The following is a 13,889-nucleotide window of genomic DNA, read 5'->3' on the forward strand; positions in this document are numbered from 1 at the left end:
GACGGAGGTTTGGTATGCCGAGCGTAATCTTGCATCACAGCGGTCTAGTATATGAGCAGGAGGTTCAGGCCAACAGTAACTTGGTCGTGCTTGCTGGAGTTAAGAAATTTCCTTATCTGAAGTATGGCTGTGGGATGGGCAAATGCACGAAGTGCACGGTACAGGTCATGTCTGGCGGTGAGCAGCTGGCGGAGCCGAATTGGAAGGAAAACAAGATGCTCGGCAGCAAGCTGGAGGCTGGCTTTCGGTTAGCCTGTCAATTGTATATATCAGCTGATATAGAGCTTCGTCAGGAGTAATAAGCAAGCATACACAAAGTGATCCAATTGGTGGAGGATGATCCTATGAGTGAATTCGTAATGATGACAACGACCGAGCGCTATCGTACGGTAACCGACAATCCGAATTTGGCTAAGGTGGCAGACTACGAATATTATTTTTTTGGCAAAAAAAAGACGACCTTCTCGGTCTGCCGCATTATGAATACCGATACGAGAATTGTCATTCAAGGTGTGTCGGAGGTGTTCCCCGATAACAGCATTCCGATCAAGGTGTTCCCGAAGTTTGAGACGCTTGAGGAGGTTGAGCAGGAAATCTATGAGCTCGACCAAGATGAGGATAATAAGATTGTTAGAGTGGGATGAACAAGAGGAGGTGCGGGCGGTGTGTGAGCCTGCATCTTTTGTGTATTCGCCCGCAAGAAGGATTACTCCGCGACAGTTCTGCTCAGGCTGGCTGTGGCATTCAATTGCTCCTGCGCGTCTTCTCCCCATGCGATAGTCACATCGCCAGTAAGGAAGGTCTGGCAAGCAAGGCGGAAGCCTTGATTAAGCTTATCCTGACCTAGCCGAATGACTTCCTTCTTCATGACTCTGCTAAGCTGTTCATGCCCCTCGACAACGAGGACGGTACAGGTTCCGCAGATCCCACCGCCACATTTGTAAGGAACACCTCCTTCGAAACGAATGGATGTACGAAGCAGATTCGTATCTACAGCTACCTCACAAGATTTACTCGACGTTTGAAAATTCAAAGTTGGCACAGGCATTCCTCCCATTCAGATTAGGTTTATTTTACCACACTCATTTGGTATATGGTATACCAAATACCAAAAGTGAAAGGAGATTATTAATGATGCTGAAGGTTGGAATAATCGGTTACGGAACGATTGGGGAAGAGGTCGCGCAAGCAATAAGGAAGGGGGAAGCTGGCGGTGCACAGCTAACATCGATACTCGTGCGCGATGTCTCCCGTTACATAGAGGCAGCTGAATATGAATGGCTGGAGAATGAAGAGCGATTCTTCTCTCGCAAGCTGGATTTAGTGGTGGAATGTGCTGGACACGAGGCGGTAGAGAGGTATGGAGAGAGGGCACTGCTTCACGACGCTGATCTTCTTGTCGTGAGTGCAGGTGCACTCGTCAATGATGAGCTGCTGGGAAGACTAACGAAAGCTGCTGCACGATGTGGACGGAAGCTGTATATTCCTTCGGCGGCTGTTGGAGGCTTGGATCGTATTGCGGCAGCCAGCGTTGGAAGGATGGAGAGCGTCACACTAGTAACAAGAAAGCCTCCAAGGGCATGGTATGGAACTTGGGTGGAGCAGCAGGTTCAGCTTGCGGAGCTCCGTGAGCCGTACTGTCTCTTCGAGGGGGCGGCACGAGAATCCGCTAGGCTTTTCCCCGAGAGTGTCAATGTGTCGGCTGCACTCAGTCTGGCGGGCATTGGCTTCGAGAGAACGAAGGTTCAAGTGTGGGTAGACCCTGGCATCAGTCATAATACGCATACGATAGAAGCAAAAGGGAGGTTCGGGGAGATCCAGCTTCATATCCGGAATACCCCCTCTGCCCGCAATCCGAAAACCGGCTATATTGTTGCGATGAGCGTCGTTAAGACGATAAGGGATATGACCTCCCCGATTATCATAGGCATCTGATTCTGGTGGTTAAGATTTATGCAGTGCTGCGCTTAGCTGTTCATTAATGGACTTGACATCGACTGGCTCAATTGGAGCATCGGTCAGTCCATATTTGGCTTTGAGCCGCAGGATGCGGGCCGTACAGGCATCGATCTCCTCTATGGACAGCTCTCCGTCTCGGGCACTCTGTGCCAGAGCTTGAAGCACCTTCTTCTGATCCTCGTCATTATGGCCGATGAGCAGGATATCACTGCCAGCTTGTATGGATCGAACAGCAGCTTCACCGATATCGTTGTCGTCAACAATGCCGCCCATCGTCATATCATCGGTAATAACAACACCGCTGAATCCAAGCTTTTGCCGCAAAATATCATGAATGATTGTACCAGACAACGAAGCGGGGCTGCTGGCATCGATTTGGGGGAATAAAATATGCGCTACCATAACGGCATCTGCCCCTTGCTTAACAGCCTCGGCAAAAGGCAGCAGCTCGAAGGCTTGAAGCTCACTGGCGCTCTTAGTCACAACAGGCAATTCGAGATGCGAATCGACAGAGGTGTCCCCATGACCGGGGAAATGCTTGACGACGGGTACGACATGCTCAGCTTGTATCGCCTTCATCGTCTCAATTCCATGCTTGATGACAGCTTGGGGCTCAGAGCCGAAGGAACGATCACCGATTATGGGGTTTTTGGGATTGCTGTTAATGTCGAGAACAGGCGCGAAATTCATGTTGAAGCCAAGGACTCGCGTCTCCATGCCTAATGCTTGTCCAATGCGCTGTGTATATGCGGAATCATCCTGATGTCCGACCGCCGCTGCAGCAGGAAGCTGGACGAAATCATTCGGCATCCGGCTGACTCTTCCGCCTTCTTGATCCAAGCTAAGCCAGAGAGGAATATCGCTGCTCGTACGGCTAACCTCTTTTAATTGATTAATGAAATGGACCGTCTGAGAAGCTGAAGTGATATTGTCCTTATAAAAAATAAACCCTCCGACATGATGCTGCCCAATCATGTCGATCGCATGGGAGTCGATAGCTGTCCCTTCAATTCCAACAATGACCAGCTGCCCCAGCTTCTCTTCCAGAGACATATGGGCTATTTGCTCCGCTATGGGATCTTCTGCTGCTGATGTAGGGGGTGTGGACGGAATAGGCTGCTGTGCCCCCGAATTGCCACAGCTTAGCAGGATTAAGCCAATCCCTAATAATGCGGACATAATTAGAATTTTCCTATTCATAGATGCGTTCTCCTCCTAAATGCTGCGTCAGCATGCTGAGCCAGAGATAGCATTAGTATGGACTTAATTTGGAGGGAAATACTGGGTGGGTGAAAATATAGTTCAGAAAGAAAAGTACTGAAACTTGTCGAACAGATAGGAAAATAGAGGGAATAACAGAAGACTTTTATACATATTAGGGCTAAAGGGGCATGGCATCATGACTAGATTCAACAAGTCGCGTCTATCTCGGGAGCTGCCTTGCAGACAACGAATTCCGTACGGGTTCTGGATACCTATATGAATGAAATTGAACCGGTGCTTGATTCGATTACTAGCATCGCAGACCGTCCGTAAGCTTGCGGAAACCTCCTCCGTATCTGCGTTGCATATTACATCGCTTCTGCAACAAATCAAACAAGAGACCGTTCATATACATGAGAAGATGCTGCTGGGCAGCGAGGAGATGATGAAAGGGACTGAGTTATCGGACCAAGCGGAGACGCTGTTCAACCATACAATTGATAAGTTCATTCATGTGAGCAGTCAGATCCAAGAGATTTCTGCCGCTGCTGAAGAGGTACTGGCAGGCTCCGAAGAGGTTGCCGCTTCAGTAGAGCAGATCGCCCAGATCTCAATAGCTGCAGAGGGGATTACCTTTTCCATTCAACAGATGACTATTAATCAATTGGAAGCAGCGAAGCGTATAGCCGACACAACGGAGTTATTGAAGAAGAGAAGCGTTAGGCTAGAGGAAGCAATAGTGAAGTTCAAGCTGTAGGCCGGTTAAGATGGATGTAGATGGGACCATAGTCGCACTCTGCGGCTGAGACCTAGAATTCAGTAACAGACTCATGCAAGAGGATACAGGCAGGACAATCGTTGAATAGACGAGCCTGCCTAGTTTATGTGTGAATTCTGAAACCCATTTCATAAAATGTCTGGTTTTGCTATAATGGGACGAGAATTGATAGCAGGAAGGATGCGTTAGGCTTGAGACAGGTCACTATATATGACATTGCAAAAGAGGCCAAGGTATCGGTTGCGACTGTATCCCGGGTATTGAACGATACCGCTCCGGTAAAGGGATCTACAAGAGCCAAGATTGAGGAGCTTATTCAAAAGTACCACTTTCAGCCTAATGCAATGGCGAGAAGCCTCCTGAAAAAAGAAACAGGCATTATCGGCGTAATCGTGCCTGACCTGACCAATCCCTTTTTCCCTGAAGTGTTCTTCGGGGCGGAGCAGGAGGCACAGCAGGCGGGATATACCTTTCTGCTCACTAATTCCATTGGTGATTATGTCAGGGAATCAGAATATCTCAGTATTATGCGGGAGAAACGTGTGGACGGCATACTATTTATGGGCGGGAGAATTAATCTGAGGCACTGTGAAGAGCATTTGGTGCAGGAGCTCGTACAGCATGCCGCGGTTATTCCGACTGTACTGCTCAATGGAGGCCTGCGCAACACGGATCTGATCAGAGTCACCACCGACGAATCGGCCGGCACTGCTCTAGCAGTTCGGCATTTAATTGAGCTCGGGCATACAGAAATCGGCTTTCTTGGCGGGGAAAGCCACATGACGACGACAACAATCAAGCTGCGCGCATTCCGCAAAGTGATGAAGGATGAGGGGCTTGAGGTTCGGGAGCGCTGGATATTGCCGGACAGCTTCTCTATTGATTCAGGCAAACGCCAAATGCTGAAGCTGCTTGCTATGAAGGAGCGGCCAACTGCGGTATTCTGTGTCAACGATTATACAGCAATTGGTGCAATTAAAGCGGCTACGGAGTCTGGACTTAAAATTCCCGACGATATGTCCATCGTTGGATTCGATGATATTCCATTGGCGCATCATTTCACCCCCGAGCTAACGACCGTTTCTCAGCAGGCGAATAAGCTTGGGAGGACGGCAGTTAAAGTTCTCCAAGCGATGATCAACAAAGAAAAGGTGAAAAAGCATACCTCGCTTGAGCCTCAGCTAGTGATTAGGCAGAGCACGAGGCAGCAGCAGAGTCAGCCTGACGTCGATTAAATGAATCCCCAAACAATACCGCTTATCCGTTCGTGAGTACTCTGTAGAGCAGCAACCAGATCGTTCTGGCTGCTGCTTTTTCTTGTATCTAAAAAAGCTCTGGCTACAAAAACCTTTGAAAAATATAAACTTTCATATTGACCATGAAAAGGAAGCGAGCTATAATGAAATGGGTTTCATGAAAGCCCTTACATTGCATCGCGGGTTACCTAGTTTTACTGTTTTTCTGAAGTATTGGGTATCTTGAATGGTTATATAATGGCAGCTGCCACTATATAAAATTTCCTGTCAGGGAGGGTAGAGGCGATTGTTTCACTGAGCAATTATGCCTTATTCGTTTGATCATTTATTAGGGGAGCGTGCTGAACAATGAAACAGATGAAAAAGATGAAACCGATGCTGCTTATTGTATTAACGGCTGTATTGATGATTTTGTCTGCCTGCAGCAGTAATAACGGGGGGAATACACCGGTGACCCAAGCTCCGGTTGAAACAGAGGCAACGCCGGCACCAACCGAGGAGCCAGAAGCGCCAGCCGCCGATCTGGGTGGAAGAGAGATCCGGATATCCCATTGGTGGGATGCAACTCCTGTAGGAGATTCCGAAGCGGATGAATTGGCCCGCGAAAGAATCAAGAAGGTGGAAGAAAAGTATAATGTCAAAATCAAATATTTGAATACCGAGTACTGGTCCACTACAGAGAAGCTGTCCTCCTCTGTTCTGGCCAACGATCCTTTCGCCGAAATCGTCAGGTTACCTGATGGATTTATCTGGGGCTTGATGCAGGGCGGATTCGTGCTTCCGCTGGATGATTATTTGGAGAATACCCGCATTGCATCGGATGTAGTTGAATCGATGCGCTTCGGCGGCCAGAATGTAGTGGGCTTGGAGAGCTGGTTCAACCCTAACGATAGCGGGATGTTCTACAATAAACGGATTTTCAAGGAAGCAGGCTTGAAGGATCCACAGCAGCTAATGGACGAAGACAACTGGAATTGGACGACAATGCTTGATGCAGCTAAGCAATTGACGGTAGACAATAATGGTGACGGGAAAGCTGACCAATATGGTCTGGCTGGCGCACATTATATTTTCTCTGAGCTGTTGATCGCGAGCAACGGAGGCATTATCTACGATGAGGTCAATAAAAAAGTAGCGTTTGATTCTCCGGCAGCTATGGAAGCGCTTAACTTCGAGCACAGCCTGTATACCGAGCATAAGGTCGTGAAGGAAAACGAAGGTAACGACTGGGAAGATCCGGCGAAATATTTTGCAGAGGGCACAATTGCTATGTATCCGGGCGGCTTGTGGGAAATCGAGGGGCGTATTCTCGACAAGATGAAGGATGAATGGGGATACGTGTACATGCCGAAAGGACCGCAGGCAACTACGTACTTCGATCCGCTCGGACAAACGGCAGCTTATGTGATACCAAAAGGCGTTAAGGATGCAGATGTTATCGTGAGGATCTGGGAGGAGCTGCAGGACTTCGACAACTGGCAGGATAACAGAAGATTGTCGCTTGAGAATGTGCTGCCGGATGAAACCTCCATCGCGAACGCTATGAATGACGATGGTAAGGTGCAGCGTGTATTCGGTGGACGCTTCGGAGGTCTAGGCATCAAGGATCAGCTTGATACGGTAACCGGCAAGTTCGTGAAGGGTGAGATTACGCCTTCAACTGGGGTTGCACAGGTGGTCGGCCCAGCACAGGCGGCTGCAGAGAAAGTATTAAGCGGTGAGCAGGAGAAGAAAGAGTAGAGCTTGATAGAGGTGTACAGCGGGCTGCCCGGTATTTTGGTAAGCGGAGGAAGACCGGGCGGTTGCCCGCCACAGTAGATTTCGCTAGTTGGCAGAAGGGGGCAATTAGGTGAAAATCGCATTTTCCAGAATGACAGTCACGTGGATGCTTGTCATCACTATGCTGATCTCGATATTGGTTTTCCCTATATCGCAATCTGGCGCGGCCGGAGCTCAGGTCGCGACGTCGATTGAGGCTGAAGCAAGCAGCAGCGAGAGTGCTTTGTCGAATGCAGCTGGGAACAGCTATGAGCATTATTTGGAACAGTACGCAGATGAAGAACGGCCCAATGAGGAAGTTGTGATTCAAGGGGCTGATTACGTAAGTGCGAGTGAAATGAGTCCGGAAATCGTAGGTGAGCTTGGTGGTCTGACAGGCGATTTCGTGAAGACGGGTGAGAGCGGCTCGATTGGATGGACCGTGGAGGTGCCGCAATCCGGCCTCTATCATATCGGTATTCGCTATTATCCAATTGAAGGCAAAAGCTCCTCGATCGAAAGGGAGTTATGGATCGACGGAGAGCTTCCGTTCAACAGCGCCAGAAACTTGACTTTTCACCGTGTATGGGCCAATGAAAGTAATCAAATCGCGTTGGATAACCGGGATAACGAGCTTCGGCCGCGTCAGATTGAGGCGCCGATGTGGCAGGAATCTCTGCTGAGAGATACCGAGGGCTACTACGAAGAACCGTATCTCTTCTATTTCTCTTCCGGCAAGCACACATTGACACTGGTATCCTCCCGGGAGCCGATGGCGATCGACTATATTAAGCTGTATCGCTATGAAGCGCCCGCTGCTTATGAAGAGGTAGAACCCGCATACCAGTCCAAGGGGTATACAGAGACGAGTGGGCATCTGATCAAAGTGCAAGGCGAGCATGCCTCTTACAAATCATCGCCAACGTTATATCCAATCTCTGACCGTTCCAGTCCATCAACCGAGCCTTATGACGTATCCAAGATTAGAATGAACACGATTGGCGGCAACAATTGGCGGGTGCCGGGGCAATGGATTGCATGGGATATGGAAGTGCCTGAGGACGGATTATACCGAATTGCAATCAAGAATAGGCAGGAACTGCTGCGGGGCATTTATTCGACACGCTCACTCTGGATTGATGGAGAAATTCCATTTCAGGAAATGACGCAAATTCCGTTTTACTACGACTCGGATTGGCAGATGAATGTACTCGGCAACGGGGAAGAGCCTTATTTATTCTATTTAACCAAAGGGAAACACGAGCTTAAGCTTGAGGTTAGTCTCGGGGCAATTGCACCGCTCATTCGTCAAGTAGAGGCAAGTGTTCTAGAAATCAATGCCATGTATCGAAAAATCTTGATGATTACCGGCAATGTTCCCGATCCATACCGGGATTATCAATTAGATAAACAAATTCCCGACATGGTTGACGTGTTCCAAGAGCAGAGCGACATTCTGTACGCTGTGTCGGAGGAGCTGGTGCGGCTGACGGGAGAGAAGAGCGACAAAACGGCGATTTTGAACAAAACGGCCTATCAGCTGGAAGACCTGGCGAAGAAGCCGGAAACGGTCCAGAAGCGGCTGGCTCAATTCAAAATTAATGTAGGCAGCGTAGGCGCCTGGATCCTTCAGGTTAGAGAGCAGCCGCTCGAAATCGATTACTTGGCGCTGGCCTCTCCTGATGTAAAGCTGCCCAAAGCGAATGCCTCGGCTGCCAAGAAAGTCGTTCACGAGGTATCGTCTTTCTTCCATTCCTTCTTCGAGGATTACGATACGATCGGGAGTACGGCGGATGATGGGCAATCCATAACGGTATGGATTGGAACAGGGCGCGACCAGGCGCAGGTGCTCAAAGCGATGATCGATGATACGTTCACACCGTCGACCGGTATTGGGGTCAATCTGAAGCTGGTCAATCAGGATGTGCTGCTTCGCGCATCGCTCGCTGGTGAAGGGCCAGACGTTGCTATGCAGGTCGGCAACGATGTTCCTGTCAACTTCGGCATGCGGAACGCAGCGGAGGATTTGACTCCATTCCCGGGCTACGACACGATTGTGCAGCAGTTCCGAGACAGCGCGCTTGTCCCGTATCGATTCGACGGTAAGGTATTTGCTCTGCCTGAGCAGCAAATCTTCAACATGCTGTTCTACCGGAAAGATATTCTAGAGGAGCTGAATTTGGAGCCGCCGCAAACCTGGGAAGATGTATATGCGATGATCCCTGTGCTGCAGAAGCATCATATGGATATGGCGCTGCCGATTGCCCAGGCGACGGGTGTCCCCGTGCTGGAGGCGAACCGTGCCTATGCTATGCTTTTATACCAGATGGATGGTTCCTTCTATATGAAGGATGGGGCGAAGAGCGGACTGGATACAGAGGTAGGGCTGGCTGCATTCAAAAAATGGACCGATTTCTATACGAGCTACAAGCTGCCTCTAATCTTTGATTTCCCGATGCGCTTCCGGACAGGTGAAATGCCGGTCGGCATCCAGGATTACACCTTCTACAACTACTTAACTGTATCAGCGCCAGAGATCAAGGGCTTGTGGGAGTTCGTCCCCGTTCCGGGCACGATGCAGCCTGATGGCACCATTCGCCGGGACGTTGCCAGCGGGGGGACGGCCGCAGTTATGCTCAAGCAGGCGAAGAACAAAGACGCTGCTTGGGAATTCATGAAATGGTGGGTCGGCAAGGATGCTCAGGTACGCTTTGGCAGAGAGATGGAGGGGCTGATGGGCGCCGCGGCGCGTTATCCAACCGCGAACACAGAAGCGCTTAAGGAGCTTCCTTGGCCAGCACGCGATTATCGCAATCTCGAAGAGCAATGGCAATGGGTACAGGGCGTGCCAGAGGTTCCCGGCGGCTATTTCACGGGCAGACATTTGGATAATGCACTGCGTGAAGTCATCAACAACGGGACGAATACAGCTGATGCTTTATATGACTATGTGCAAGAAATTGACTATGAAATTGAGCAAAAAAGAGACGAGTTTAAGTTGGACTGAAGGGACTAGGGAGGGACTCTTTTGCAGAAAACGAAAATGGCAGCTGAGATCATGATGCAGCCCAAGGGCCGTCCTGCAAGGCTGCAGGGGAAATGGGAGCTGTTCGTCAAGGATATGAAGCGGGACAAACATCTGTTTGTTCTACTGGCTCCTTATATGGTGCTGTTTCTGTTGTTTACCGTGCTCCCGGTCATCATATCGATCTTCTTCAGCTTTACGCATTTCAATATGCTTGAATTCCCACGCTGGGTCGGCTGGGAGAACTATTCCAAGCTGCTCTGGAACGATGATGTGTTCCTAATTGGACTTAAGAATACGCTGATCTTTGCCGTCATTACCGGTCCGGTGAGCTATATTGCCTGTTTTGTATTTGCATGGCTCATCAATGAGCTTAACCCGAAGGTTAGAGCCTTTATGACGCTCGTGTTTTTCGCACCTTCCATATCGGGGAATGTCTTCTTTATCTGGCAGATTATTTTTTCCAGCGATTCGTACGGGATTATAAACGGTTTCCTGATGAAGATCGGCTTCATCTATGAACCGATTCAATGGCTGCAAGATCCAGAGTATATGCTGACGATCATTATTATCGTTCAATTGTGGCTAAGTCTCGGAACAAGCTTCCTGGCGTTTATTGCTGGTCTGCAGACGGTTGACCGCACGCTATATGAGGCAGGAGCTGTGGATGGCGTGAAGAATCGCTGGCAGGAGCTGTGGTTCATAACGCTTCCTTCGATGCGGCCGCAGCTGATGTTCGGCGCTGTCATCCAGATTACGTCTTCCCTTGCGGTTGCCGACGTTGCGATGGCGCTTGCGGGCTTTCCGAGCGTACAGTATGGCGCGCATACGGTCGTTACCCATCTGGTGGATTATGGAACGATTCGATTCGAGATGGGGTATGCTTCCGCGATCGCCACTGTACTGTTTATTCTCATGCTGGGCACCAATCTGGTCGTTCAAAAGTTGCTGAAGAGGGTGGGGGAATAAGCGGGATGAAACTAGCTATACGTCTCAAAAAAAGAGTGAACCGATCCTGGCAAGTCGATTCTGTGCTGTTCCTTGTCCTTGGCGTGTTCGGCGCTTTCATGGCGGTTCCTTTGATTTATGTCCTTAATAATGCATTCAAGCCGCTTGATGAGCTGTTCATATTCCCGCCTACGCTATTCGTGAGGAACGCGACGCTCGAGAACTTCGCGGATTTGTTCCAAGTCATGAAGAATTCATGGGTTCCATTCTCCAGGTATATTTTTAATACGTTTTTTATTACTGCGGCTGGCACAATAGGGCATATTCTGCTTGCCTCGGCGGCGGCATATCCGCTAGCGAAGCACAAATTCCGTGGGCATAAAGTGATCTTCTCGATCATTGTCCTATCGTTAATGTTCTCACCGCATGTAACGGCAATTCCGAATTATATGATCATGTCCACAATTGGATGGATCGATTCGTACCAAGCTGTTATCATACCGGCATTTGCTTATCCGCTTGGTATTTATCTAATGAAGCAATTCATGGAGCAGATTCCAGATGCGCTGCTGGAAGCCGCGAAGATTGATGGGGCCAGCGAATACCGGATATTCTGGCAGGTCGTGATGCCGCTCGTTAAGCCCGCCTGGTTGACGCTGCTCATTCTGATGATGCAGATGCTGTGGGGAACGGATGGCGGCAGCTTTATCTATAGCGAGCAGCTCAAGACGATGCATTACGCCATGGGTCAGATCATTCAGGGCGGTATTGCACGTGCGGGGGTCGGGGCAGCAGTGGCAGTTATTATGATGTCCGTGCCGATTGTGACGTTTGTGTTGTCGCAAAGCAATGTGATTCAGACAATGGCTTCGTCCGGCATGAAGGACTAAAGCGATGGAGGCGTATAGGTTTGAGAATAAAGCGATCGATACTGATCCTGGCAGCTGTGATGATCCTTGCTGCCCTAAGTCCGAAGCCGGCTCACGCATCGCCGTATGAGGGATATACCTATTCGTATTGGGGAGAGGCCGTTCGCTCGCCGATTGCGTATCTTCCTTCCAGAGTGGTGACCGGACAGGAGCTGGGCATAGGAGCATGGGCAGCTCCTACCGATATGTTTGCAGCCTCCAATGGTAATCTGTACGTTCTGGATTCAGATAACGGGCGAATTGTAGTGCTGAGCAGTCAGTGGAAGGTGCTTAGTCAAATTCAGGGCTTCCAGCATAACGGAGAGCAGGATAGCTTCAATAAGCCGGAAGGCATATTCGTGACCGAAGCAGGTCATATCTATGTAGCGGATACGGAGAATAGGCGCGTGGTTGAATTGGATGACAACGGAGCGTTCGTAAGAGTAATCGCTGCTCCGAAGTCAGAGGTGCTCAGCGACAATTTCGAATATTTCCCGCGCAAGGTTATTGTCGATAAGGCTGGCCGTATTTATGTGGTCGCTAGAGGCATCTTCGAAGGCATAATCGAATTCGACAGCGATGGCGGCTTCACCGGGTTTATGGGCACGAACCGTGTACAGTTCGATCCGGTAGATTTGTTCTGGAAAACAATATCGACAAAGGAACAGCGGGAGAAGCTGATTCGATTCGTTCCGCTTGAATTTAACAATGTGGATGTAGATCAGGATGGTTTCATCTTCACGACTACGGCGGACAAACAAACCTTGGCCCCTGTCAAAAGGCTGAATCCATCCGGCATCGATGTCCTGCGCATTAACGGCAGCGTAGCTCCGGTGGGTGATTTGACCAGAGATCGATCGGCTTTTGTCGACATCGATGTCAGCGGCAATGGCGTGTACCGGACACTCGATTCGACTCGGGGACGCCTATTCACTTACAACGAAGACGGGAATCTATTATATGTTATCGGCCAGCTGGGCAACCAGATCGGCACCTTCAAAAACCCCGTTGCAGTAGAAAGCCATGGCAATCGAATCTATGTGCTTGATCGTGATCTGGGGAGAATTACCGAGTTTACAGCAACGAAATTCGGCAGCTTGGTCAACGAGGCGAACGGATTATACAGCATAGGCAAGCATGATGATGCAGCTAAGCTCTGGGAAGAGGTGCTCCGGCTTGATGCGAATTACGAAATGGCCTATGTTGGGATCGGCAAGTCATTGCTGCGTAAGGGTGAATATAAGCAAGCGATGAAGTCTCTGAAGCTTGGCAACGACAGAGAATATTACTCCAAAGCGTTAACCAAATACCGCAGGGAGTATATGCGCGAGAACTTTGGAGCCTACATGACAGCTTGCATCGCGCTGCTGCTGGCCATATTCATTATTCGCAGGAGCATGAAGTCAAGAAAAGGGGGAATGAAGCAGGATGCGGTTTCTCAAGGAGGCTAGATACTCGCTGCACGTCGCATTCCATCCCTTTGACGGGTTCTGGGACTTGAAATATGAGAACAAAGGCAGGCTTCGAATCGCGCTTATTATTTTGTTCGCGGTTACGGTAACGATGATATTGAAACGGCAATATGCCGGCTATGTGGTCAACTATAACTATCCCCTTGATTTGAACAGTATCAATGAATTGAAGTATATCGTCCTTCCGTTCCTGCTGTGGTGTGTCGCCAACTGGTCGTTGACCACATTGATGGACGGGGAAGGGAAGTTCAAGGAGATCGTCATCGCCACGGGCTATGCGCTGCTTCCTATAATTCTGGTTTATTTGCCCAATATGCTGCTCAGCAACGTCATAACGCTGCGCGAGGCTTCGTTCTATTATTTGCTCGAATCCGTAGCTGCGATATGGTTCATCTGGCTGCTGTTTATCGGCACGATGACGGTTCATCAATATACGGTTACCAAAACGATCATGACCATGCTGTTAACCGTTGTTGTTATGGGGGTTATCATCTTTCTTGGGCTGCTATTCTTCAGCCTGATCCAGCAGATCGTTAATTTTGTGTATACAATCTATCAGGAACTTTCATTGCGAGCATAAGA

Annotated in this window: 13 protein-coding genes; 11 read left to right on the forward strand and 2 right to left on the reverse strand. The window is 49.4% G+C overall.

From position 1 onward, the window contains the following. The first annotated feature begins 14 nt into the window (after positions 1-14). Together AC6ESP_RS16965 and AC6ESP_RS16970 are read left to right on the forward strand one after the other, a co-directional pair. Positions 15-299 carry a 2Fe-2S iron-sulfur cluster-binding protein gene (locus AC6ESP_RS16965; protein ID WP_497097910.1) on the forward strand — a complete coding sequence of 95 codons (285 nt, stop codon included), beginning with the start codon at positions 15-17 and terminating at the stop codon, positions 297-299. A gap of 45 nt (positions 300-344) precedes the next feature. Beyond that, on the forward strand, positions 345-644 hold the full coding sequence (locus AC6ESP_RS16970; RefSeq protein WP_497097911.1) for a hypothetical protein: 300 nt from the start codon (positions 345-347) through the stop codon (positions 642-644). A gap of 62 nt (positions 645-706) precedes the next feature. Here the strand turns inward: AC6ESP_RS16970 and AC6ESP_RS16975 are convergent, their stop codons facing one another. Next, a complete protein-coding gene (locus AC6ESP_RS16975) occupies positions 707-1,042 on the reverse strand; it encodes a 2Fe-2S iron-sulfur cluster-binding protein (protein WP_497097912.1) in 336 nt (111 codons plus the stop codon). Between the two features lie 89 nt (positions 1,043-1,131). Here AC6ESP_RS16975 and nadX point away from each other — a divergent pair, with 89 nt between their 5' ends. Continuing rightward, on the forward strand, positions 1,132-1,935 hold the full coding sequence (gene nadX, locus AC6ESP_RS16980; protein WP_497097913.1) for an aspartate dehydrogenase: 804 nt from the start codon (positions 1,132-1,134) through the stop codon (positions 1,933-1,935). Positions 1,936-1,944: 9 nt separating this feature from the next. On the opposite strand, the gene nagZ is transcribed toward nadX, so the two are convergent. After that, positions 1,945-3,159 (reverse strand): beta-N-acetylhexosaminidase, encoded by a 1,215-nt coding sequence (nagZ, locus tag AC6ESP_RS16985; RefSeq protein WP_497097914.1) that lies wholly within the window; start codon positions 3,157-3,159, stop codon positions 1,945-1,947. Positions 3,160-3,442: 283 nt separating this feature from the next. Here nagZ and AC6ESP_RS16990 point away from each other — a divergent pair, with 283 nt between their 5' ends. The 8 genes from AC6ESP_RS16990 to AC6ESP_RS17025 all read left to right on the forward strand — a co-directional run bounded on the left by AC6ESP_RS16990 (position 3,443) and on the right by AC6ESP_RS17025 (position 13,887). Further along, positions 3,443-3,919: a methyl-accepting chemotaxis protein gene (locus tag AC6ESP_RS16990; RefSeq protein ID WP_497097915.1), complete on the forward strand. Its 477-nt coding sequence runs from the start codon at positions 3,443-3,445 to the stop codon at positions 3,917-3,919. 212 nt (positions 3,920-4,131) lie between these two features. Then, positions 4,132-5,175, forward strand: coding sequence for a LacI family DNA-binding transcriptional regulator (locus tag AC6ESP_RS16995; protein ID WP_497097916.1), 1,044 nt, complete (start codon positions 4,132-4,134; stop codon positions 5,173-5,175). A 369-nt stretch (positions 5,176-5,544) separates the two neighbouring features. Beyond that, positions 5,545-6,936, forward strand: a complete 1,392-nt coding sequence (locus tag AC6ESP_RS17000; RefSeq protein ID WP_497097917.1) for an ABC transporter substrate-binding protein — start codon at positions 5,545-5,547, stop codon at positions 6,934-6,936. Positions 6,937-7,066: 130 nt separating this feature from the next. Beyond that, positions 7,067-9,961, forward strand: coding sequence for an extracellular solute-binding protein (locus AC6ESP_RS17005; RefSeq protein WP_497097973.1), 2,895 nt, complete (start codon positions 7,067-7,069; stop codon positions 9,959-9,961). A 114-nt stretch (positions 9,962-10,075) separates the two neighbouring features. Further along, entirely contained in the window at positions 10,076-10,948 is an 873-nt protein-coding gene (locus AC6ESP_RS17010) for a carbohydrate ABC transporter permease (protein ID WP_497097974.1), read from the forward strand. 5 nt (positions 10,949-10,953) lie between these two features. Further along, entirely contained in the window at positions 10,954-11,817 is an 864-nt protein-coding gene (locus tag AC6ESP_RS17015; RefSeq protein WP_497097918.1) for a carbohydrate ABC transporter permease, read from the forward strand. Between the two features lie 20 nt (positions 11,818-11,837). Then, positions 11,838-13,286 (forward strand): gluconolactonase, encoded by a 1,449-nt coding sequence (locus AC6ESP_RS17020; protein ID WP_497097919.1) that lies wholly within the window; start codon positions 11,838-11,840, stop codon positions 13,284-13,286. Further along, positions 13,264-13,887 carry a Yip1 family protein gene (locus AC6ESP_RS17025; RefSeq protein WP_497097920.1) on the forward strand — a complete coding sequence of 208 codons (624 nt, stop codon included), beginning with the start codon at positions 13,264-13,266 and terminating at the stop codon, positions 13,885-13,887. The genes AC6ESP_RS17020 and AC6ESP_RS17025 overlap by 23 nt, the downstream gene beginning before the upstream one ends. Positions 13,888-13,889 lie beyond the last annotated feature (2 nt).

It is taken from the genome of Paenibacillus xinjiangensis, assembly GCF_059686975.1.

Bases quoted from the DNA above. Each gene is read 5' to 3' on its own strand.
- AC6ESP_RS16965 (WP_497097910.1), top strand. From the start codon at position 15: ATGCCGAGCGTAATCTTGCATCACAGCGGTCTAGTATATGAGCAGGAG.
- AC6ESP_RS16970 (WP_497097911.1), top strand. From the start codon at position 345: ATGAGTGAATTCGTAATGATGACAACGACCGAGCGCTATCGTACGGTA.
- nadX (WP_497097913.1), top strand. From the start codon at position 1,132: ATGATGCTGAAGGTTGGAATAATCGGTTACGGAACGATTGGGGAAGAG.
- nagZ (WP_497097914.1), bottom strand. From the start codon at position 3,159: ATGAATAGGAAAATTCTAATTATGTCCGCATTATTAGGGATTGGCTTA.
- AC6ESP_RS16990 (WP_497097915.1), top strand. From the start codon at position 3,443: ATGAAATTGAACCGGTGCTTGATTCGATTACTAGCATCGCAGACCGTC.
- AC6ESP_RS17000 (WP_497097917.1), top strand. From the start codon at position 5,545: ATGAAACAGATGAAAAAGATGAAACCGATGCTGCTTATTGTATTAACG.
- AC6ESP_RS17005 (WP_497097973.1), top strand. From the start codon at position 7,067: ATGACAGTCACGTGGATGCTTGTCATCACTATGCTGATCTCGATATTG.
- AC6ESP_RS17010 (WP_497097974.1), top strand. From the start codon at position 10,076: ATGAAGCGGGACAAACATCTGTTTGTTCTACTGGCTCCTTATATGGTG.
- AC6ESP_RS17015 (WP_497097918.1), top strand. From the start codon at position 10,954: ATGAAACTAGCTATACGTCTCAAAAAAAGAGTGAACCGATCCTGGCAA.
- AC6ESP_RS17025 (WP_497097920.1), top strand. From the start codon at position 13,264: ATGCGGTTTCTCAAGGAGGCTAGATACTCGCTGCACGTCGCATTCCAT.